Annotated in this window: 19 protein-coding genes and 1 tRNA gene; 11 read left to right on the top strand and 9 right to left on the bottom strand. The window is 59.5% G+C overall.

Annotation, left to right across the window (positions count from 1 at the left end; genetic code table 11):
* Positions 1–9 precede the first annotated feature (9 nt).
* The 4 genes from GM668_RS31480 to GM668_RS28860 form a co-directional block, all read right to left on the bottom strand.
* Positions 10–873: an RHS repeat-associated core domain-containing protein gene (locus GM668_RS31480; RefSeq protein WP_371868793.1), complete on the bottom strand. Its 864-nt coding sequence runs from the start codon at positions 871–873 to the stop codon at positions 10–12.
* A 201-nt stretch (positions 874–1,074) separates the two neighbouring features.
* The gene (locus tag GM668_RS28870; protein WP_155442432.1) at positions 1,075–1,497 is read right to left on the bottom strand and encodes a hypothetical protein; all 423 of its coding nucleotides are present in this window, start codon (positions 1,495–1,497) and stop codon (positions 1,075–1,077) included.
* Positions 1,494–3,614: a DUF8616 domain-containing protein gene (locus GM668_RS28865; RefSeq protein ID WP_170305906.1), complete on the bottom strand. Its 2,121-nt coding sequence runs from the start codon at positions 3,612–3,614 to the stop codon at positions 1,494–1,496. The genes GM668_RS28870 and GM668_RS28865 overlap by 4 nt, the downstream gene beginning before the upstream one ends.
* Before the next feature lie 229 nt (positions 3,615–3,843).
* Positions 3,844–5,127, bottom strand: coding sequence for a 2-hydroxycarboxylate transporter family protein (locus GM668_RS28860; RefSeq protein ID WP_371868795.1), 1,284 nt, complete (start codon positions 5,125–5,127; stop codon positions 3,844–3,846).
* A gap of 293 nt (positions 5,128–5,420) precedes the next feature.
* On the opposite strand from GM668_RS28860, the gene GM668_RS28855 reads away from it, so the two are divergent.
* Positions 5,421–5,912 carry a hypothetical protein gene (locus GM668_RS28855; protein WP_155442430.1) on the top strand — a complete coding sequence of 164 codons (492 nt, stop codon included), beginning with the start codon at positions 5,421–5,423 and terminating at the stop codon, positions 5,910–5,912.
* Positions 5,913–5,918: 6 nt separating this feature from the next.
* Here GM668_RS28855 and GM668_RS28850 read toward each other — a convergent pair whose 3' ends face one another.
* The 5 genes from GM668_RS28850 to GM668_RS28830 form a co-directional block, all read right to left on the bottom strand.
* A complete protein-coding gene (locus GM668_RS28850) occupies positions 5,919–7,640 on the bottom strand; it encodes a Na/Pi cotransporter family protein (protein WP_155442429.1) in 1,722 nt (573 codons plus the stop codon).
* 228 nt (positions 7,641–7,868) lie between these two features.
* Positions 7,869–9,077, bottom strand: coding sequence for an MBL fold metallo-hydrolase (locus GM668_RS28845; RefSeq protein ID WP_155442428.1), 1,209 nt, complete (start codon positions 9,075–9,077; stop codon positions 7,869–7,871).
* On the bottom strand, positions 9,074–10,405 hold the full coding sequence (locus GM668_RS28840) for an McrC family protein (RefSeq protein ID WP_155442427.1): 1,332 nt from the start codon (positions 10,403–10,405) through the stop codon (positions 9,074–9,076). Before GM668_RS28840 ends, GM668_RS28845 begins: the two co-directional genes overlap by 4 nt.
* Positions 10,402–12,006, bottom strand: coding sequence for a DUF8426 domain-containing protein (locus GM668_RS28835; RefSeq protein WP_211923474.1), 1,605 nt, complete (start codon positions 12,004–12,006; stop codon positions 10,402–10,404). The genes GM668_RS28840 and GM668_RS28835 overlap by 4 nt, the downstream gene beginning before the upstream one ends.
* A gap of 565 nt (positions 12,007–12,571) precedes the next feature.
* A tRNA-Leu gene (locus GM668_RS28830) sits at positions 12,572–12,656 on the bottom strand.
* A gap of 264 nt (positions 12,657–12,920) precedes the next feature.
* Between GM668_RS28830 and GM668_RS31475 the strand changes: the two genes are divergently transcribed.
* The 10 genes from GM668_RS31475 to GM668_RS28785 form a co-directional block, all read left to right on the top strand.
* The gene (locus GM668_RS31475; RefSeq protein WP_260115630.1) at positions 12,921–13,043 is read left to right on the top strand and encodes a response regulator; all 123 of its coding nucleotides are present in this window, start codon (positions 12,921–12,923) and stop codon (positions 13,041–13,043) included.
* 3 nt (positions 13,044–13,046) lie between these two features.
* Positions 13,047–13,298, top strand: a complete 252-nt coding sequence (locus GM668_RS28825; RefSeq protein WP_155442426.1) for a response regulator — start codon at positions 13,047–13,049, stop codon at positions 13,296–13,298.
* Positions 13,299–13,310: 12 nt separating this feature from the next.
* Positions 13,311–13,700, top strand: coding sequence for an Hpt domain-containing protein (locus GM668_RS28820; RefSeq protein ID WP_155442425.1), 390 nt, complete (start codon positions 13,311–13,313; stop codon positions 13,698–13,700).
* Positions 13,701–13,759: 59 nt separating this feature from the next.
* On the top strand, positions 13,760–15,673 hold the full coding sequence (locus GM668_RS28815) for a methyl-accepting chemotaxis protein (RefSeq protein WP_155442424.1): 1,914 nt from the start codon (positions 13,760–13,762) through the stop codon (positions 15,671–15,673).
* Between the two features lie 11 nt (positions 15,674–15,684).
* Positions 15,685–17,262, top strand: a complete 1,578-nt coding sequence (locus tag GM668_RS28810) for a chemotaxis protein CheW (protein WP_155442423.1) — start codon at positions 15,685–15,687, stop codon at positions 17,260–17,262.
* A 7-nt stretch (positions 17,263–17,269) separates the two neighbouring features.
* Positions 17,270–18,448 (top strand): chemotaxis-specific protein-glutamate methyltransferase CheB, encoded by a 1,179-nt coding sequence (gene cheB / locus GM668_RS28805; RefSeq protein WP_229500065.1) that lies wholly within the window; start codon positions 17,270–17,272, stop codon positions 18,446–18,448.
* A complete protein-coding gene (locus tag GM668_RS28800) occupies positions 18,435–19,055 on the top strand; it encodes a HEAT repeat domain-containing protein (protein ID WP_170305904.1) in 621 nt (206 codons plus the stop codon). The genes cheB and GM668_RS28800 overlap by 14 nt, the downstream gene beginning before the upstream one ends.
* Before the next feature lie 2 nt (positions 19,056–19,057).
* Positions 19,058–19,897, top strand: a complete 840-nt coding sequence (locus tag GM668_RS28795) for a CheR family methyltransferase (protein ID WP_170305903.1) — start codon at positions 19,058–19,060, stop codon at positions 19,895–19,897.
* Positions 19,894–20,280 carry a response regulator gene (locus tag GM668_RS28790; RefSeq protein ID WP_155442420.1) on the top strand — a complete coding sequence of 129 codons (387 nt, stop codon included), beginning with the start codon at positions 19,894–19,896 and terminating at the stop codon, positions 20,278–20,280. The genes GM668_RS28795 and GM668_RS28790 overlap by 4 nt, the downstream gene beginning before the upstream one ends.
* Positions 20,277–21,210: Hpt domain-containing protein (locus GM668_RS28785; protein WP_211923473.1), on the top strand; the 934-nt coding region annotated here is incomplete at its 3' end. The genes GM668_RS28790 and GM668_RS28785, both read left to right, overlap by 4 nt.

Raw genomic sequence — 21,210 nt, 5'->3', positions numbered from 1 at the left:
TCCCGCCCTTTAAAAACCGTATTCAAAACTACCGCGTGGGGCAATATCGAATTTTGTCCCTTGAACGCTTTCCATCTGGTCGTTGAATCTCCACAGTAGGTCTGCCATCAGAGCTATCTGGCCTAACAATAACTCTGTCACCGTTTGGAAGAGTTCCGACCCGAACTTCGTTTCCCTTGTCCTGCACCCAGTAGGATTCAAATTGTCAAAGTCTCGGTTAGCATCGCTAAAACCGCCAGGCTTTTCCCATTGGCGGGTACCCGTATTGGATTTATCGCCGCCTGTCGCGCCGGGAACTGGTGGCTCAGCTTGGTTTGCAATAGCAGTGTTGAGCTTGTCTGCGACCCACCATCCTGCTCCCAAGCCAATAGCACCGCCAATGACCGTTCCCCAGCCAGGCAATATTGCTGTGCCAATTTCAGCACCTTCTATTAGCCCAGCAACTGGATTCGTTCCATGCGGGTCCGTGTATCGTAGCGGTTTCCCCTCTACATATGCGTAGGTATTAATTCCACCATTGAGCCCAATTGGATCACTCTGCAAATACCGGCCAATCTGCCCATCATAATACCGGTTCCAGTTGTACCACAACCCCGACTCCGAGTCGTAATACTGCCCCGGGAACCCCAGATTCATCCCGCCAATGGTATCGACCACCACACTGCGGCCAAACGGAGTATTGGAGGCTCGCCAAACCACAGCCTTGGCACTGTTCGTCATCACTTGCGGCCGCCCCAGATGGTCGTTATGGCTGGCATAGAAGGTGTTATTGCGCGCAATCCCCAGCAATTGGCCTTCCAGCCAAACGTAACTGGTTGCCGCCGCCCCCGCCTCATACAGCAGCCATCTTTCTGATCGGTAGCGGGTACCCACAGCAGGGAATGTCCGGTCAAACTGCGCGAAAAAACTGTCCGCTATATTTGACGGCAGAGGGATCTCCGCATCTTAAAGTGAACCAGCCAACCGTATTGAGAACAACGCTGCGGTCGAACGCCGTATTGCCAGTTTTATCGTCGCTTGTACAGCACAGTTATGGTGGTACCTCTGGCTGCTTTTTGAATTATTCAGGCTGGACTACTTAATTTCCCTTTCTTCGTTGATCAATGAACGTATGCGTTGGCTTTCTTTCGGGTCAATTTCATCAACTTGTTTGACAGTTTTCTCTATTTCCATATCAATAGCCGCGCTCCTTGGCAACTGCACCAATAGAACAATAAGTCGCCTTTTGTCTAGGAGGTCTGGGCACTGCGCTGCCACTCTCGACCAATGCAAGCCTTCTTCAAAGTTTAAAGCAGCATTAAGATAGTGCATTGACAAACTTCTCGCCGCGGAACAGTCCCCACTCAATGCGCGAGGTTTTAAATCAGCAATCGCTTTCTCAGTTAATGCGTACTGTACTTCAAATCCATATGGCGATGGCTGCTGCGTGCGCCAGTAATATAGACCAATACCAGTCGTTGCGAACGCGAGAAGTAAGGTGGTTATACGTTTGTTCATCGAGTCTGCGGGTTATAAGTCTTGAAGAAACCAGAACTAGGTAAAGGAAAGCGCACAAATGTTGTCGGCGCAGTCACAGGTACTCCCAGACGATTAGCTAGATCTTGCGCGAACGGTGCCCAGTGTGGTTTGCCTTGGAATCCATCAGGCCAAGCGTTCCCAACATTGCAAGAACCTATCGTAATTGGTTTGTGCTTCCAGTTGGGGTCATTCTCAACGATCTTTGCCAAATCGTCCGGGCGAATAGGAATTGCCCGTCCATCTCGACTATCCTCCATATTCCCAGGGTTGCCGTGACCAGCTATCGTATATACATTCGGGATTTTCCAATTATTGGCCCCCTCATAAAGTAGCTTGTCATGTTGTGTATAGGGATTGAACAGATTGAGGTCGGCTAGTCCGAGTGGATCCAATCTAGAGATCGCATTTCCGCCAACGTATACGTACGTATTGATGCCACCTGAAAGTCCAATCGGATCGCTCTGCAAATACCGCCCAATCCCAGCATCATAATACCTGTTCCAGTTGTACCACAGCCCCGACTCCGCATCGTAATACTGCCCCGGGAACCCCAGATTCATCCCTCCAATGGTGTCCACTGCAACACTGCGGTCGAACGGTGTATTACTAGCCCGCCAGCCTACAGCCTTGGCACTGTTAGTCATCACCTGCGGCCGCCCCAGATGGTCGTTATGGCTGGCATAGAAGGTGTTATTGCGTGCAATCCCCAGCAATTGGCCTTCCAGCCAAACGTAACTGGTTGCCGTCGCCCCCGCTTCATACAGCAGCCTGCCATCGGCAGCATAGACATAACGCGTCGAGCCTTTCTGGGCCCGCTGGTTCAGGGCGTTGCTGACGTAACTTGTCGTGACACCGCTGCCGGTGTAACTCTTCATGCGGTTGAAGTCGTCATAGGTCAGGATGCGGCCGGTGTCCGACGTAACATTTCCCAGAGAATCATATCCAAACGAGCGGTTGATGCCGCCGCTGATGCTTGAAATCCGATTGCTGGAAGGATCCAGCGTGTAGATGCTGTCGCTGGCTTCATACGGAAGCGTTCCGCTTTGCGCTCTGTAGACATTGTCAGTAATGCTCTCGATGGTGTTGGCGTTAGCGGTGTAACCATACGTCAGGTCATGCGCAGTCTGGCTGGCCAGTTGCGTAATGCGGCCATCCGCATCGAGTGTGATCAATCGTGGCAAGCCGTTGCCAAAGCGCCAGCCATAAAGAATGTTGGTGGCAGGCTGGCGCAGGAAGTTATCGGCCAGCGTCGGCATACCGGGAATATTACTGGTGACGCCGGACAGCCTTCCGGCGCCATCGTAGGTGTAGCCGAGTACAACGCCGCCTGGATACGTCATGCTGGTGTTGCGACCGGTGGTCGCATCGTAGCCCCAGCTGGTGGTATACGACGAACCGCCAATGACGTTGACCTGGCTGGTCAACTGGCCGTTCGCGTTGTAGCTATAGATGGTGGTGCCGCTGGCGTCGCTCAAGCCGGAAAGGCGGCCCTTGCCATACGTTCCGCCATCATCGGTGAACGTTTCCGTCACGCCCGCCACGGTGCGGGTGGTCCGGCGTCCCAGTTTATCCCAGCCGTAACTCACGACTTTTCCATCGGCACGGGTTTCGGTCAGCAGGCGCCCTCCCGTGTCGTAGGTGTACGAAGTCAAGCCAGTGTCCGGACTGTTGCGCGTCATGACGTCGCCAAACGCGTTATACGTGTAGATGGTCGTCAGGTTGCGCGGATCTATCACCGTGTAAAGGCGTCCATCGACATCGTAGTTATAAACGATGGTCCCACCATCCGGCATGGTGACGGTTTTCAACCGGTTGACATTGTCGTAATCGTAGCTGGTCACATGGCTCAGCGCGTCCGTGGCGGTCTTCAGGTTGCCATTGCCATCGTAGGTGTAATCCATGCGCTGGGAGGCATTGCCTGTCACGCTGGATGGCCGGCCAAGACTGTCAGCGGTTTGCTGTGTGGTGAACTCGCCTGAAACCGTCCCAGCAGTCGTGCTGCCATTGAAGGACGGTACTTTGCGTGTCGCGTGGCTGCTGGTGACGTTGGCGGCAATGTCCACACTCGTGAGAGGGAATGTCGTGTAATCCGCCAAGCCATTCCCGATGCCGGTCAAGCGGCCCGCCCAGTTATATTGGAAAATAGTAGCAATGTGCTTGCAGAAAGAATCTCACGCATTTTCACAGTCGCAAATATTCCACACCCCACTCCGGCAATGGCAATAATTTAGGGCGCCTCAAAAACGACCCCGGCAACGCAGCACCGAAAAAAAAAAGCCCGCACAAAGCGGGCCGCAAAGCGCATCTGCGCAGGAAGACGTCACGTCACATACCAATGCGCGCCAGGGCAAACAGCGCCAAAGTCACCACAATCGCCCCGCCAATCCGCGTAGCGATTTGCGCAAACGGCATCATCTGCATGCGGTTCGCCGCCGTCAGGATCGCCACGTCGCCAGTACCGCCCTGCCCGCTGTGGCACGCATTGATGATGGCGGTTTCAATCGGGTACATTTTCAGCGCACGGCCCACGACAAAACCAGTGGCCATCAGGCTGGCAACGGTGGCGACGATGGTGATCAGGTTGCTGATGGTGAAAGCGGCAATCAGTTTTTCCCATGGCGTCAGCGCGGCGCCGATGGCGAACAGCAGTGGATACGTCACGGCCGTCGAAAAGAATTTGTAGACCACTTGCGACGCTTGCTGCAATTGCGGCGACACCACGTGGCACAGCTTCAGCAGCACGGCAATAAACAGCATCACGACAGGCGCAGGGAAGTCGAACAGCTTGTGGGACATCAGGCCCACCATGTACAGCGTAATCGCAGTCAGCGCAGCCGACGAAATTTGCGGGATATCGACCGTACCGGCCGGCAGTTCCACCACACGCAATTCTTCTTCAGCACCGGGCTGCAAACGGCCTTCGCCAGTCAGGTGCGGGAAGCGCTTGCCGACAAAATTCAGTGCACCCGACATCAGGATCGCGCTCAAACTGCCCAGCATCACCGGCGGCAGCACTTCTGCAAAAACATCGCCCTGCGCGGTGCCGAGAATGGCGGCATAGCCGATCGACAGGGGAATCGCCCCCTCGCCCACGCCGCCCGCCATGATGGGGACGACGATGAAGAACAGCGTGTGTTGCCAGCCCAGGCCCAGCGCCGTGCCAACGGCCGTGCCGACTATGGCCGCCACCACCGTTCCTGCCGCCAGCGGCGCGAAGATTTTCAGGAAGCCTTTGACCAGCACCGTGCGGTCCATGCTGAAAATACTGCCGACCACAATGGAAGCAATGAACAGATACAGGAAATTACTGCTCTTGGTAAATTCCGATACGTTTTTCAACATCACCGGCGGAATCGCGTGCAGGTACACGAGGAACGATGGCACGAACGTGGCAAAGATGGCGGCAGCGCCGATGTGGCGCAGCACCGGCAAGCGTTTGCCGAATTCCGCACAGGTAAAGCCGCCCAGGCAAAGCACGGCGATCGATACGGAAATGTCGGTTGGCATTTTGCCCAGCGCGATAAAGCCGCCAATCAAGGCGGCCAGCAGCACATAAATCGGCAGCGGGATCAAGCCGATTTTCACGTCCATCGCGCGCCACGCATACATATGCCATGGCGTCTTGGCGGCTGCTTGCAGCGCGGAATCTTCAAGGACCGGCGCGGTTTTCACGGCTTCCGGCTGGGCGCCAATGGCGCGGTGCTGGGGTTTGGTCGCGTACATGGTGTCTCCCTCGTGCGTTGTACGGTTGTAGTACCGATGGAGACACTGTACCGGGCGAATCTTTCAATTCGCTTTCTGCGGCCAACACTGCCGCCGGGACATGAAGCCTATTACGCCGCCACATATTGCGGACGGTTTCGCGCGCTAGAATTTTCAGCCCACCCGCCTGCCCTCGTTTTATGCACAACCTTGCCCAGCCTATCGCCAACGAATTCGACAGTTATATGCAAGACCGCGCGCAGCGGCTGGGGTACCAGACCCGCTTCCTGTCCGCGGATCGTGTCACACCCTTACCACCGTCAGGCTGCTATGCACTGGTTGAATTCAGCGATCCCGCGACACGCGCACCGTTGCTGGCCGAGCCGGGCATTAACCGCTATCGGGAGCGCGGCCATTTCACGGCCTGGGCGGATCAAGCGGGTGGGCTGGTGCAAATCAACGGCACAATTGGTGCACGCACGTTTGCAGAAGAATTTTTTGGCGACACGCCACGCCGCTCATTGCCGCTGCCTGAGTTCAACGCGTATGTAGACTGGTTTGCTGCCGCAACGGCCAGCCACGAAGCACAACTGCTGACGCTAGCCATTTCAGCGCCGGATGCGCGTGCATTGATGCTGGTGCGCACGCCGTCCGCCAGCGCTGCCGCTGCATGGCTGCAGCGCTGCAGCTGAACAGCGTCACGCCCGCGTTTTGCCCTGCAACACGGCGTCACTGTCATGCACGGTAAACGGCTGCTGCGGATTGACCCAGCGCGGCGCGGGCTGTTGCGGCGCGCGGTCCAGCTCTCCCGCGCTTTTCAACGCGGCATAGGCAGCCGAACAAACGTGCGAATGGATGCGTTTTAAATCGCGCAAGATATCGATGTGAAGCGTGCTGGTTTCCATGCTGTCGATGCGCCCTTCTTTTAAGCGCGCAATATGGTTTTCCGACGCGGCAAATTCCATTTCACGCACCCGCGCTTTTTCCTTTAACAGCAAGCGCGCTGACTTCAAGTCGCCCGACAGGAAGATCGACATGGCCAGCCGCAAATGGTCGCGCACCACGCGGTGGAATTCTTGCAATTCACGCGCCCCTTCTGCCGAGAAATGCAGCTGGCGCTTGATTTTCTTGTTGGCCAGTTCCATCAAGTTCTTGTCGATGATGTCACCGATGTGCTCCAGGTTGATCGCCAGGCTCAGCACTTCGAGCGCCCGCCGCGCCTCCACTTCATCCAGCGGGCCATGCGTGACGTTGATGACATACAGCTTGACGGCTTCATGCAAGCCATCGACGGCATTGTCCTTTTGACTGACTTCCGTCACCAGCTTGCGGTCATTCATGAGGATGGCCGTCATGGCCTGGTCCAGCATGGAATCCACGATATCGCCCATGCGCAGCGTTTCCCGCGCGGCACAGGCCAGCGCAACGGACGGCGTGTCGTTGATGCTTTCGCCTAGATACAAAGGAATCGACAGGTCGTTACCGCTTTTTACGTCCGGCAACAGCCGCTCCAGCATGCGGGCAAACCGCTGCAACGGCACGATGAACAGCAAAGCCATGACCACATTGAACAAGGCGTGGAAATCTGCAGCCAGGCGAACCGGATTCGGATCGATCGCCTGGATCAGGCGGGCGACGGGATCCAGCAGCGGCAAGAACAAGACACAGCCGGCGATCCGGTTGATCAGGTTGCCAACGGGCAGGCGCCGGTGCGCGGGATTGGCGCTGCCCGTTTCCATCAAGGGATTTATGGAACTGCCCAGGTTGGCGCCCAGCACCAACGCCAGCGCGGGCACCGGCGACACAAAGTTCGCGGCAGACAACGACATGGTCAGCAAGATGGTGGCGACACTGGAGTGCGCCAGCCACGCCATCAACGTGCCGATCAGCAACGCCAGCACGGGCTCGCCAGTCAGTGCGGCAAACAGCTGGCGCGCGCCAGGGGCATTTTCCGCTGGCGCCAGGCTATCGAGCAGCAAGTGCAGCGACAGCAGCATCAAGCCCAGCCCGACTGCCACGCGCCCCATGTCCTTGACGATGGTGCGCGTGCCGCGCTTGAAGGCAGCCACGCCGCAAATCAGCAAGACGGGGGAAAATACGGAAGAATCAAAGGACAGCAGCTGGACAATCAGCGTCGTGCCGACATTTGCGCCCAGCAGCACAGCCAGCGCGGGCACCAGTCCCACCAGGCCGGACGCAGTAAATGAACTCAGCATCAGCGCCGTCGCGGTGCTGCTTTGCAAGATCGCGGTAACGCCGACGCCGGCAGCAAAGGCCCGGTAGCGGTTTTGCAGGACCAGGCTGAGAAAACGCCTGATGCGGCTTCCAAACGCCCGCACGATGCCGCTGTGCACCATGTGCAAGCCCCACAGCAACAGCGCAACGCCCCCAAGCAAGTCCAGCAATACCTTGGCACCCATCGCAACCTCCGGCCGCCGCGCAAGTTGATCCCCGGCGGCATCATGCAGCCTCTGCCCCGCCGCTGCGGGGCAGCCAGTGATTTCATACTAACACTGATGGGGTTGAAACCCGCTCACGCTGCATGTGGTGGCTTACTAAAGCGTGTCAAATTGGCCACGGTTGAGTTCGCCAAATCTGTGCGTTGGGCGCGCCACAGCACGCCCGCTCATTCCATCGATTAACCTAGCTTAGGGCAGCCACACGTCGCCACGTACCGCAGGCGCAACAAACGTCGGCTGAACTTTCCAGCCGTAATGTGCGTGTATGTCGAGATCCGCCCAGTTCGGATGATGGTAGAGGTTGGGCAACCCGAATGAAACAGCCGCAGCCCCGCTACCCATCAACGGGACCGGCGGATTGCCCGCGCCGCTCCCTCCATGATGGGCGATGCATAGTGCGGTCAGTGTTGCCGTCGCCCCGGCGGGAATATGCTGGTATGAGACGTCGCCGGTCAAAAGCGTTTCGCCTGAGTGATTCCGTACAGTGAGCACGTAGCCGCTGTTATTCCTGTCACTTGGCGCTCCGCTTCCTTGCCACATCTGAAGGCCGTTCGCAATGTGAAACGTTGGCATTCGTACGTAATTCAGGCGCGTCCCAAGCAGCGTCTGCAGTCGGGCCGCGTTCGGCCCTACCGGCTGGTCCGGTGCATACCATGTGAGATTCTGCAGCCCCTTCATCTTTGTAACGGCCAGCGAATAATGGTCAAAGTCCCAATGGGATAGTGCGACAAAGCCGCTGTCAGGTATCAGCGCCGGATCGCCAAACGATTTAGGAAACGTACGGTGATGGAAATACATTGGCCCACCCACATCAAAATAGCCAACGATTTTTGCAGTTGGGCTGGGCGCTACGTGAATGGCGGAAAAATTTGCATGGCCCACGTCAGCGACACGCACATGGAACTCGGCAACGCCCGGTTGCACCGATGATGCCTGGGCGGACCGGGCACGAACTGTGCACCAGGTCTGTAAAGCGATAAGAGTGCTGTTGTTCGCGGCCGCCGTAGCCAGCGGCGCGCCGCCGAGCCGTGAGAACTTGATCAAGTTAAGCGCAATCACGGCGCCGCCATAATCGTTGTTTGCTTCCAACACCCATGCGCGTGGCATACCGGGATACACGCCCAGCACAATCTTGAACCATTCACCCTCATTGACGGGCGAACTAATGCCGAACAATTGTTCCAGCCGGTTCTGTGTTGTCATCACCCTGACCATGGACAGATGGTCTGGCGACCTGTCATTCGCTATGCCGTTGTCGAATGCAGGCGCATCGACAACATCAAGCACAATGTTGATCCGTGCATAGGACGAAGCGTCTTCGGGTTTTGTAAAGGACTCGATAAACCCGTATCCTTCGCGCCGTTCTGCCACGTCCATCTCTTCGTCGTCAAAAATCATGTTGATGCCCTGTCATCGATACGCTTTGCATTGGCGACCACCTGCGCCAGACGCATTTCTGGCGCCACAATCAATCGCTCCTCATTCACCTTGGCCCCCAGCTCAAACGGCAACACCCACAGCGTCATCCCCGGCGCAAACGAAAATGGCGGCAAGGGAGCATCGAACGCCGCGGTCTTCGGATAAATCAGCACCAGCTCCTTGTGTTCCTGCTCAGCCGCGATGTACTGATGGCCATAGGCAAAAAGCTGATAAAAATCACTCTGGGCAATGCCATATTTTTTTATGCGGGCGCTGGCATTGAGCCGCTTCCATTTGGCATCCAGTACCGTACGCTCCCCGCCGTGCTCGATCAGCAAATCAGGCTCCAGCCGGAAGAATCCGGCGCCGTTGTGCTGACATAGATACCGTTCTTTCGCCTGTCTTTTCAACCGCGCCGACACCGGCAAAAGACGCCGCACAGATGCCTCAACGAAGCGCTCAAACAGCTTTTCCATTGGGAATAACATGCTGATGCCATGCCACGTGCCCTGGACAGCCAGTGGCTGCCGCTGGCCAAGCACCAGTTGGCACCAGGGCAGGATCGGGGCGTAATGGGCCATCAAGCGTCCGCCGCGCCACACCTTGAAATCCTGTGCATGCATGCGCGACGCCGGCACGTCCGCCAAGACATGCAAAAGCTCATGCGACAGGCGCCAGTTGGCCGCATTCCGGGTCGAGCTGGCGACCACTGCCAGCGCAGCCTTGATCAACCGGTTTTCAGGAAAGTCGAGCGAATAGACATCATGCCGCGTATGAAAATAATGGCCGCGCTCTGGAAGTTGGCGCAGTTGGCGAACCATGTCGAGCTGGCCACGCAGGTTGCGTTGCTCTTCTTCCACCCGGACGAAATCCGATTTCATACCACGCTTAACCAAGTGTTCAAGCGCTAACAGGAACTGGCTCCGCACCCATTCTGACAAGGGGGCGCGAAACAAGGTAAGGTCGGCACTGCCGGCGCGGCGCACTGGCAATTCAAGCGCGGTCTCGATCATGCGCACCAGCAGCATGCGGGCGCTTTCCTCACAATCGTCGGCGTCATGATGCTTGGGCAAAATCTCGAGCGTGGTGCCGCAGGGTGTCTCCACGATGCCGACAAAATTATCCAGGCGCAGCCACTGGCTTCCCTCCACTTCCAGCAGCTGAGCACCTCCAGCCCGGAACTGTCCTGCAAGCCGGCACAAATAATCAAAAGCGCTCTTGGTTACTGTAGCGCGGTCCAGGCTTGGGCTTTCCACTACCGAGGTGGTTAGCCGGGCGTATTCGCGAACGGTGACCTGCCTGATCAAGCGTCCCTCTGCTGCGCGGCGGCGTTGGCTTGGGTACCTTCCTGGACGGATCCCGATAGTTCTCCGGCTGGTACAGTTGCGCGGTGGTCAATCACGCCGAGATAAGCCGCAACATTCGTCAATGCCGCAGCATTAAGTTGCCACGACTTCCCCGGCACGCGCCCATCAAAGTCATCGCCGAACAGGCCAGAGACGGTGTTCTTGGATGGAACGATAAAGCAATTAGCCGGCGGCTTGCGATGATCATTGAGTACCCAGCCGATACGCTCCCAGTCCTCGAAAAAATATTCCTCCAGCAGCGGCAGGATCTCATGCCGGAAAATGCGCGCAAGACAAGCCATCGACCGGTCCTTCAGCAGCGGAAGGAAATATGCATGTCCAAGGCAATGTTCGCGATCCAGCAAAGCTTCGATGCGCTGATTCATCACCGTCAGCAATCCCTTAATCGAAATGCCGTCGACCACTGCGGCTTCCAGCAATTCCGGACGGGGCGGCATTTCTTTGAACACAAACCGGCGGCGCAGGGCGATATCGAGGCCAGTCAGCGAGCGATCCGACGTATTCATGGTTCCGATCAAATATAAATTGTCCGGAACACTAAACGGGCGTTTCGAATAGGGCAGCACGACCGACAGCGGTTCATCTCCGCCAGTGCGCCTGCTCGGCTCGATTAAAGTGATGAGTTCACCAAAAATTCGCGATATGTTTCCTCGGTTGATTTCATCAATAATCAACACACGCTGCCGGGGCCCTTGTTGCGCCAGCACATCAGTCGCACTGGCGGCCAGTAGCGCAGCAAGCTTGACACGGTCGATAACGCGCGGACCAAGTTTATAGAGCGCCGCCTGCGTAAAATCGTTGTTCAAGATCGCACTGCAGTCCATCGAGGGATTGAAGACCTTCAGCCATTTCACCGTACGGGACTGAGCAAATTCATCCCCCTCTTCGTCACGCGGCATGTGGCGATAGCCTCCGGTCACCTCGCCAACAGCACGGAATTTCGAATTGCCGTCGGAGATGATAACCAGGTCGCCTACCTTCATCTCGCGGACAAAGTAATTGACCGCGGTAAGCCCACGGGGTGACTTGCCGTCCTGTCCGTCGCCCCCGAGGAAACGCGAAATATCTTCCTTGCTGGCTGCCGCCGAGAAATCACGACCGAGTCCCCACCCGAGCAATAGGCGCCCTTCCCTGATGCATTCTTCGTAAATATGATTTTCGTCGTATCGGTTGCCCAGCGACATCTTCCAAATCGTCGTCTCCGCCCCGAACGCCTTACCGGACGGCGTATCAACCATCACCTTGATGCTGGCGCTATCGCAGATTTCCTTGAATACACCATCTACCGGCCGGAATATAAGCTGGCCGGATGCGTTGGGCTCCGCGCGCAAGCCTTCGACAAAGTCTTCGTAACTGAAACTCTGGTGGAAGGTGACAAAACGTACATGCTTGGACGCTTCGAGTTCCGCAAAGCGGGCCTTGAGCATGGCGCGGTTGTCACGGTGCGCGGCGAGAAAGGACGGATCGAGGATGGCAAGCGCCTCGTCAACCGTTGTGTGGGTTTTACCGGTGCCGGGTGGCCCGTACAGGATCTGGTTCAATGGGGACGCTGGATAGGTCGGTGTCGTCATTGGATAAAACACGCTTGTCAGGCATTGACTCACCAACATCAGCATGCCCTGAGTTAACGAAAAAGCGCCCAACTCCGGGGCGCCAATGCCTTGTTCTGCTTAGCAGGAGATGTTTCTTTAGCGGCCGTTGTAGTGAAGATACTCACATTGAGCAATAGCGAAATTCGGATCCCACCGGCTTAGCAGCCCATGACAGCCTCCTTATGAATTGCACTTAAACAGTGCCACGTGGAAATCATTGCCGAATTGCAATGTAGCCCACGTCTTGCGGTAGTGTCAACACAATTTTGCAACTATTTGCAACCAACAATATCGTTCCTTAACTCCACGTCCAATTTCCAGCCTCGCATCAGTCTGCATCAACGGCATGATTTTGTAACCGTTAAGTCAGCATACGAGTTACGCCTTGCACAGAAAGGATAAACCGGCCGCGCCGGCAAACAGGGAAAGCGACTTTTGCGGAACTGCTAGCCGTTTGCGGAATAACGGATGCTCAAATAAGGGAGCACCACGGCTGCAAGTCTTGGGGAATCAGTGGTGCTCCGGGCCGGAATCGAACCGGCACGCCTTGCGGCGGCAGATTTTAAGTCTGCAGTGTCTACCAATTTCACCACCGGAGCATCGGGTGTGAGCCCGGCATTATGCCATGTTCGCAACATAATCACCAGAGCAACATTCTCCACATTTTCGCGTCGCTTGCATGCGCGAATTTACCACTTTTACTGTTTTATAGATCACAACTTTCAGTACCCGTCCAGGACAATCTGTTGTTTTATCTCAATAAACAAGTATTTAAGCGATTCCCTCATTGCCGTCCGGCACGCCATCACCTACTATCGTTTTCATTGATTTTACTGATTTCAATGTTTTAGGTGAATTTTCACATGCCCAATTCCGCCATTGATGTCTTGATCGTTGACGATTGCGCCCTCAACACCCTGCTGCTGGAAACGCAGTTGAAGATCCTGGGGGTGCCCCGGGTCGCTTTCGCCAGCAACGGCGCGTAAGCACTGAACTGGCTGGCCAGCCACCGCTGCAAGCTGGTGCTGACCGATTGCCAGATGCCGCAGATGGACGGCATGGAAATGACGCGCCAGATCCGCGCCGCGGATACCGTCCTGGACCAGCCCCGCATCGTGGCATTAACGGCTGGCGACATGGATGTTTCCCGCCCGCGCTGCCTGGACGCCGGCATGGAAGGCTGCTTTGCCCGCCCCATCGAACTCGAAGACCTGGCCCTGCTCGTTGGCCGGGCAAACTGACCGAAAGCCGCCATGCCCCCCGTCCCCTGCTTCCACCATTTCGCCATGCAAGACCTGTATGTAACCGCGTGCCGCGACGCGGCAGTCAGCGTCCGCCTGCTGCAACTGTTTATCAGCACGACGCCCGCCACCATGCAGGCGCTGGAACGCGCGCTGAACAATGGCGATCGCGCGCAATGGCGCGACGCCAGCCACGCCATGAAAGGCACGGCGCGCCTGATCGGCGCGCGCCGCCTGAGCGACCTGGCGGCCGACATGGAACGCGTCGGCTGGCAAGACACGGCAATCGTGCCAACCGGCACCGCCAATGAATTACGCAACGAATACGCGCATGTCATGCGCGAAGTGGCAGAGTGCGCGTCCCTGGGCGCCGACCTGTTTCAGCAAGCGGGTGCGCAGTGAAGCCGCCCATTGATCCCCTGGCGAATCCCCTCGCCGCCCCTCACCAAAGGAGTACTAAGATGGCCCTGGTCAAGAAAATCACCGCACTGCCCCAGCATGCCGAACCGTCCAAACTGAGCGCAGTCAGCTCGCGCGAGGCCGATGCCCAGCGCAAGCGCGCCCGTACGCTGGCCAAGCAGCAGCAAGCAGCAGAGCGGGTAGCCGCGGCCACGTCGCAACTGTCGTCCGGCATCAACGAGGCGGCTGCCGCGGCCGAACAATTGCGCCGTGCGTCCGACCAGATTGCCGCCAATGCGGACACCGCATCGAGCGCCGCGCAAGAATCGCTGGCCAGCTTCCAGCTTGTTACGCAAGCCATCACGCGCCAGTTGAACAACGCCACCGTGAGCCAGACCAAGTCGGAAGCCGTGCAGGGCCTGATCCAGCGCACCACCGACGATATCGGCCGCCTGATCGACAACGTGGCTGTCGCCGCCCAGCGCCAGTCGGCGTCGGTCGCGATGGTAGCGGAACTGGAGACGCAAGCCGCCAACATTGGCGAAATCGTCAAAGCCGTGGTGCGCATTGCAGACCAGACCAATTTGCTGGCGCTGAACGCCGCCATTGAAGCAGCCCGCGCCGGCAAGCACGGTAAAGGCTTTGCCGTGGTGGCCGATGAAGTGCGCAACCTGGCGGAAACGTCGGAAAAGAGCGCCAAGCAAATCCAGGACCTGGTGGGCCAGATCCAGCAAGAAGTCAAAGCCATTGCCGACGGCATCAACCACTCCGCCAAGACCGTTGAAAACGAAGTGGAAAAAGGCAAAGGCATCACCAACCAGCTCGAGCAAGTGCGCTTCGACATGCTGGAAGTGGTGTCCGGTATACGTGAAATCGCGGCCGGCGCCACCCAGTCCAACGACGCTGCCGTGCAGGCGCTGAAAGGTTCGGAAGCCATTGCCGCCGCTGCCGAAGAACAATCGGCCGCCGCCATGGAATCGTCGAAGACCGTCAATGAACAGACGCAGGCGCTGAGCGAAAGCGAACGTGCAGCGCAAGCGCTGTCGGAACTGGCCGATGATCTGCGTAACTCTACCGACGTGGCCAAGAGTGCGGAAGACGTGGCGTCCAATGCCGAAGAATTGTCGTCGTCCGTGCAGGAAATCAACCGCGCAGCCAGCCAGATCATGACCGCCATCGATCAAATCCGCAAAGGCGCGCAGACGGCGGCGGCGGCTTCCGAGCAATCGTCTGCCGCCATCACGCAAATTGAAAAAGGCGTGGAACTGGCGCAGACCCGTGCCACCATGTCCGGCCAAAAGGTGCAAAACGTGCAGGGCATCCTCACCAACAACAAGGTCGCTGTCGACCAGCTGATCGTCGGCATTGAATCGTCCGTCAAAGGCACGCAAGCGAGCATCCGCCAGGTCAAGGACCTGGAACAAGTGTCGCGCCGCATCGACAAGATCGTGGAATCCATCACCACCGTGTCGATCCAGACCAACATGCTGGCCGTGAACGGTTCCGTCGAAGCGGCGCGCGCTGGTGAATTCGGCAAAGGTTTTGTCGTGGTATCGACAGACATCCGCAACCTGGCGCGCGATTCGGCAGAAAACGCGGACCGCATCAAGGACCTCGTCAAGGCCGTGCAAGACCAGATCGTGCGCGTCTCCGGCGACCTCGATGAAATCGTGCGTGCCGCCATCCGCGAAACCGAGCAGGCCAAGCAATCGACTGCCAACCTGGTCACCATTGAAACCGATATCGCGGCAGTCGACAAGGGCACGCAGGAAATCCTGGCGGCCGCCAACGCCATCGTGACCGCCATCGGCCAGGCCAAGATCGGCGTGGAACAAATTGCCACGGCGGCGCAAACGGCGGAAAAGGCCGCCGGCGAAGCATCGGGCGCCGCGTCGCAGCAATCGAAGGGCGCGGATGACCTGGCGGCCGCCATCGAGGAAATCGCCTCGCTGGCCGACGAACTGCAAAGCGCTTAAGGAGAAGCCGCATGACTGATGAAGCCATCCTCGAACATGGCGGCCACGACGCTGCGCACGCCGATGAAAGCGGCGAAGCGCAGTCCGATACCCGCCAGTTCGTGACTTTTGAAATCGCCGGCGAAATGTTCGCCGTCGATATGGCGCCGGTGCAGGAAATCATCCGCGTGCCTGCTGTCGTGCGGGTGCCGCTGGCGCCGGCCACGCTGGACGGCCTGTCCAACCTGCGCGGCCGCGTGCTGCCGATCATTTCACTGCGCCGCCTGTTTGGCTTTGACATGCGCGAACACGACGATTTGACGCGCGCTGTCGTGATCGACCTGGGCCAGCCGCTGGGCTTCGTAGTGGACCGCGTGGCCAGTGTCATCGACGTCGATCCGGAACGCATCGAAGGCGTGTCCGGCATCCGCAGCACGGTCGACAGCGAACTGCTGACGGGCATCCTCAAGGATGTCGCCGGCTGCTCGATGGTCATGGTGCTGGACTTCGGCAAGCTGGTGGCGCAGCAGTTTGAAGCGATTTCCGCGCTGGCGCGGGGTGCATCAAGCATGGCCGGCGCGGCCGGCGCCGAAGCCGCCAATGAAGAGCAGCAGGCTGCCGACGAACTGCAGCTGGTGAACTTCACCGTGGCGGAACAGGAATATGCGATCGACATCGCCAGTGTGCAGGAAATCGTGCAAGTGCCGCCTAACATCGTGCACGTGCCGAATTCACCGTCGCACGTGCTGGGCCTGATGACGTTGCGCGAACGCTTGCTGCCGCTGGTCAGCCTGCGCAGCCTGTTCGGGCTGGCCGCGCGCCAGCTCGATGAGCGCAGCCGCGTGGTGGTGGCCGCCATCGGCGAAACGGCAGTCGGCATCGTGACGGACAGCGTATCGGAAGTGCTGCGGGTGCCGGCCAAGCTGGTTGACGCGATGCCTGCCCTGCTGGCCAAGAACAGCGGCATGGCCGATATCGGCCAGATTTGCCGCCTCGACAACGGCAAACGCCTGGTCGGCATCCTGGCGGTGGACCGCATTTGCCACCAGGGCGCGCTGCAGCAAGTGATGGAATCCATCGGAGGAAACATGGAACAACTGGCCGAAGGCACAGCCGGCGCAATGGACGCGGCCGAGGAAGCCGGCAACGATGATGAAGAACAGGTGGTGGTGTTCCACCTGGCCGATGGCGAATTCGGCGTGCCGATCGCCGGCGTGCAGGAAATCGTGCGCGTGCCGGAAGAATTGACGCACGTGCCGAAGGCGGCGCACTTCGTCGAAGGCGTCATCAACCTGCGCGGCGCCGTGCTGCCCGTGATTGACCAGCGCAAGCGGCTGGACCTGGCGCCGATCGACCGCAACGACCGCCAGCGCATCATGGTGTTCCTGATCAAGGGCGTGCGCATCGGCTTCATCGTCGATGCCGTGACGGAAGTGCTGAAAATTCCGCGCACGGCCATCGAACCGGCGCCGCGCCTGTCGCAGGCACAGGCACGGCTGCTGGGCCGGGTCGCCAACCTGGAAAAGCACAACCGCATGATCCAGCTGATCGAGCCGGTCTGCCTGGTGGATGGCGAAGACAGCGAAGCGCTGGCTCGCCTGGCGGCATAAGGAGGGCATGATGGCAACCAGGCTGCTCATCGTTGACGATTCCGCACTGATGCGGCGCCACCTGTCGAATTTGTTCGAGGGGGAAGGCAGCTACGACGTGCGCTGCGCGCGCAATGGCGTGGAAGCCGTGCTGGCGGTGCGCGAATTCGTTCCCGACGTGGTGACTTTGGATATCAACATGCCGGAAATGGATGGCTTGACCGCCCTCGCCCACATCATGCAGGAACGCCCGACACCGGTGGTCATGGTGTCGTCGCTGACGGAACAGGGCGCGCTGGCCACGTTTGAAGCGCTGGCGCTGGGTGCGGTGGATTACGTGGCCAAGCCGGGCGGCACGATCTCGCTGTCGCTCGACGAAGTGGCGCCCGTGCTGCTGTCGAAAGTCAAGGCGGCGTCGCGCGCCCGCATCCGGCGCGGCGTGGCGGCGCCTTCCGGCGCACGCCCTGCCCGCGCTGAACGCCAGGCCGCGCCGGACACGGCCCCGGCGCCGGTCAACGCACCTGCTGAAACCTGCGTGCAACCGTCGGCAGCGCGAGCCAGGGCGGTACAGCAAAGTACCGTGCCCGTGGCGGGCACGCAGCCCCGCCCTTCCCTGTCGGGCGTGGTACTGATCGGCGTGTCGACGGGCGGCCCGGGCACGCTGGAAGGCATTCTGCCCCAATTGCCCGCTGACTTTCCGTATCCGGTGATCGTGGCGCAGCACATGCCGGCCGCTTTCACGGGGCCGTTTGCCCGCCGCCTCGATGCGATATGCCCGCTGAACGTGACGGAAGCCGGTGCGCCGCAGGAAGTCGTACCGGGCAATATTTATATCGCGCGGGGCAGCGCCGACACGGTGCTCACCACGCGCGCCGGCAAGCTGACGGTGCTGGCCCGCCCGGAAACACAGGGCCACCTGTGGCACCCGTCCGTGGAATTACTGGCCCGCACGGCGCTGGAACAATGCCAGCCGCGCCAGCTGATCGGCGTCATGCTGACCGGCATGGGCTACGACGGCGCCGAAGCATTTTGCGATTTGCGCCGCCTGGGCGGACGCACCATCGCCGAATCCGAAGAAACCGCCGTGGTGTACGGCATGCCGAAAGCGCTGATCGACCGCGATGGCGCCACCATGGTATTACCCGCCCAGGGCATCGCCCGTCAATTGAATGCATGGGCTTATGGAGATCTACATGGGATTCACTAAAAGCACGCAGGCCGCTGCAGCCCGCGCCGCCACGATAGCGCCGCCCGATACTGGCAAACTCATTGCGCTGCTCGACGACGGCAGCGCCGTGGTGCGGCGCCATGCGGCGCAGGCGCTGGCATCGCATCCGCAAGCGGCGCCGCTGCTGCTGGTGCGCGTGCATACGGAAACCGACCATAGTGCACGCGGCGCCATGCTCAACAGCCTGGCGCGCATCGGCGGCGAAGATGCCGTGGCGGGACTGGCCCGCTGCCTGCACAGCGAAGAACCGGCGCTGCGCAACGGCGCCATCGAAGCGCTGAAGACCTTGCCGGAGGAAGTTCCCGGCATTATCGCGCCGCTGCTGGCCGATGCCGATGCCGACGTGCGCATATTCGCCGTCAATATCCTGGAATCGCTGCGCCATCCGCTGGTCGAAGACTGGCTGCTGGACGTGGTGGAAAGCGACGCGCACGTCAACGTGTGCGCCGCCGCCGTGGACTTGCTGTGCGAAATAGGCACGGCGCGCGCCGCGCCCGCGCTGCAGCGGCTGAAAGCGCGCTTTTCGGATGAACCGTATATCCATTTTGCCGCCAGCTTTGCGCTGAAACGTCTGGCCGGGAGCTGACCGTGACCGACCCACTGATCGGTTTCGACGAATTCCACAAGTTCCGGGAATTCTTTTACCGCAAAACCGGCATCCAGTTCGAGGATAGCAAGCGCTATTTCGTCGACAAGCGGCTGGAAGAGCGGATGCGCGCCACGGAAGCGTCCACCTTCCGCAGCTATTTCACGTTGCTGCGGTTCCAGGCGTCCGGTGAAGAATTACAGACGCTGACTAACCTGATGACGGTCAATGAAACGTATTTCTTCCGCGAAGAATACCAGTTCAAATGCCTGGTGCAATCGATCCTGCCGGAAGTGGCCGCCCGCAAGGCGCCGGGCGAGACCATCCGCATCTGGTCGATCCCGTCATCGTCCGGCGAAGAGCCGTATTCGATTGCGCTGTACCTGACGGAATACTGGCCGGAACTGGCGCAGTGGGATGTGGAACTGATTTCGTCCGACATCAACACCGATATTTTGTACAAGGCGCAGCGCGGCGTGTATTCGCAGCGGTCCGTGCAAAACCTGCCGCCGCACCTGCTGCGCGCGCATTTCACGCCGGTGGGCGATGGCGAATACCGCATCAGCGATGCGCTGCGCCAGTCGGTGGAATTCACCCGCGTCAATCTGGCAGAACCATCGGAGACCGCCGCTTACCGGGGCATCGACGTCGTGTTTTGCCGCAACCTGCTGATTTATTTCGACGACCAGTCGCGCCGCGAGGCGGCGGAAGCGCTGTTCGATGCGCTGGCGCCGGGCGGCTTTATCTGCCTGGGCCATTCCGAATCCATGAGCCGTATTTCTTCCCTGTTCCGGGTCCGCAAATTCCCGGAAGCCATCGTCTACCAGAAGGCCCCGCAATGAACCCGGAATCCAAACGCATCCTCGTCATCGACGACGCCGCCACCGTCCGCATGTACCACCGCCATATCCTTGAAACCGCCGGCTATGCGGTGGACGAAGCCATGAATGGCATCGAGGCGATGGAAAAGGCGCTGCGCGCGCCGTTCGACCTGTACCTGGTGGACATCAACATGCCGCAGCAGGACGGCTACGACTTCTTGCGCGACTTGCGCCAGCGCGACATCCGGCAGGCGCCGGCGCTGATGGTATCGAGCGAGGCGCAAGACTTCGACCGTACCCGCGCTTACGCTGCGGGTGCGAGTTTTTACCTCGTCAAGCCGGCCCGGCCCGATGAATTGCTGGCCTATTGCAACGTCTTGCTGGGCGCCGGAGGTGTGCAATGACGCCGCTGCTGCAGCAATTTATCGATGAGGCGCGCGAATTGCTGGAAGCGATCGGCGCGCAGCTGATGGCGCTGGAGCAGGAACCGGCCAGCACCGCCATGATGGCGGAACTGTTCCGCCAGGTGCATTCGCTGAAGGGCAACAGCGGCCTGTTCGACTTCCCGGAAATGACGCGCGTGCTGCACGCGGCGGAAGATTTGATGGGCGCCGTGCGCGACGGCCGCGCAGATTATTCGCCGGCACTGGCAGACCGCCTGCTCGACGCGATGGATTTCATTGCCGTTCTCGTGGACGATATCGCCAGCCATGAAGCCATCGGCGCGGAACACCAGGCGCCGTCAAAGGCGCTGGCGCAAGCGTTGCGCGCGCTGCTGGCCTCCGGCAGCGATGCAGCGGTAGCCGCAGCAACGGACGCCCCGGCGCCGCAAGGCATTGCCCTGTCCGCGCTGCCGGAAGCGGCGCGCGCCGTTGCGCAGGCCGCCGCCTGCCCGCTGTCGCTGGTCACGTACCGGCCCGAGCCCGAATGCTATTTCAAGGGCGAAGACCCGTTCCTGCACGCGCGCCAGACGCCGGGCTTGCGCTGGACCGCCGTGCAGGCAATGGAAGACTGGCCCGCGCTGGACGCCATCGACTGCTACCGCAGCCAACTGGCCTTCACCATGCTGTCCGATGCGCCGCGTGCTGAACTGGACACGTATTTCCGCTATGTGCCGGAACAGGTGGAGATCGCCGCCGTGCTGGCTGCCGCTCCGGCTACGCCGGCGCCAGCCCCGGCGCTGGCAGCCCACATGCAGGCCGTGCTGGAGACCCAGGCCGCCATCCTGGCTTTGCCCGATGGCGATGCGTGGTTGCCGGGGCGCCTGCGCGCCGTGGCGGCCACCTTGGGGGCCTGCGCCGGTCCGGAACACGGCGCAGCCATTGCCGCCGCGC

The sequence above is a fragment of the Pseudoduganella ginsengisoli genome, assembly GCF_009720865.1.
Taxonomy (GTDB): Bacteria; Pseudomonadota; Gammaproteobacteria; order Burkholderiales; family Burkholderiaceae_D; genus Rugamonas; species Rugamonas ginsengisoli.
Note: the sequence above shows the minus strand (reverse complement) of the source record. Positions and strands in the feature narration are given on the sequence as shown.